Annotated in this window: 1 protein-coding gene and 1 pseudogene; one reads left to right on the top strand and one right to left on the bottom strand. The window is 76.1% G+C overall.

Translation table 11 applies throughout. From position 1 onward, the window contains the following. The coding region (locus ACFV61_RS36170; RefSeq protein WP_380496445.1) for an ATP-binding cassette domain-containing protein at positions 1-268 on the bottom strand (268 nt) is incomplete at its 3' end. A 232-nt stretch (positions 269-500) separates the two neighbouring features. Here ACFV61_RS36170 and ACFV61_RS36175 point away from each other — a divergent pair. Continuing rightward, positions 501-1,011, top strand: a pseudogene (locus ACFV61_RS36175) (alpha-L-glutamate ligase); the annotation flags it as partial.

Below are 1,011 nucleotides of genomic sequence, written 5' to 3' on the forward strand. Positions count from 1 at the left end.
GCCCGCGGGCGGACAGGCTGAGGTCTGTGACGGTGGCGGCAGGGTCGGCGGCGCGGGAGTCCTGCGGGAGGTAGCCGACGGGGCCGGTGCGGGTGACCGTCCCGGCGGCGGGCGGCAGTTGTCCGGCGAGGGTGGCGAGCAGGGTGGTCTTGCCTGCGCCGTTACGGCCGACCAGGCCGATCCGGTCGCCGGGGGCGATGTGGACGGTGATGTCGGACAGCAGGAGGCGGGCGCCGACGCGCAGGTCGACACCACGGGTGGTGATCATGGGATAACGCTCCGAAACAGCGAACGGACACACGGGTGGTGTGGAGGCGGGTCCGTCGGCTAGGAAATTCGGGGCGTAGACATGCGGCCCAGGGTAGCGGGGCGGGTGGAGCGTCCGCATCCGAATTGCCGGCGGGAGCGCACCGCGTCCGCGCGGGTTTCGGCCAGTGGGGCGGGTGTTGGCTCGTGGGGCCCCCTTGCCGGGGCGCGGGCCCCGCGCTTCCATGACCCGCATGGGTCGACGTGAGCTCGTTCTCTTGACTGATCACAGTTCGACCGAAGGAAGCCGCGACGTCCTCGCCGCCGCCGCCCGGGCCCTCACCGGCCGGGCGCCCGTGCTGCTCGACGCCCGGCACTTCATGACCGGCGGGGGCGGCCGGATCCGCCCCGACGACGGGGGCGGGCTGCGCCTGGAGGCGGACGGCCGCAGCGTGGCGGCCGACGCCGTCGTGGTCTACGAGATCCCGCCGCACCGGCGGCGCGACTTCGCGCCCTTCCAGCGGCTGCTGGGCGCACACGGCGCCCGCTCGCTCGGCACCGATGTGCAGGCCTGGCGGGCGGCCACCGAGAAGGACCTCACGGTGGCCCGCTTCACCCGCGACGGCGTCGCGCACATGCCGACCGTCTCGCTGTCCCGGCCGAGCCTGCGGGCCGGGGGGCCCGCGCGGGCGCGCGGGGCGGGGGGCGGGGGGGGGGCCGCGCCGCCGGGGGGGGGGGGTGTTACTAACCCAGACACCGCCCCCC

It is taken from the genome of Kitasatospora sp. NPDC059817, assembly GCF_042731835.1.
GTDB lineage: Bacteria > Actinomycetota > Actinomycetes > Streptomycetales > Streptomycetaceae > Kitasatospora.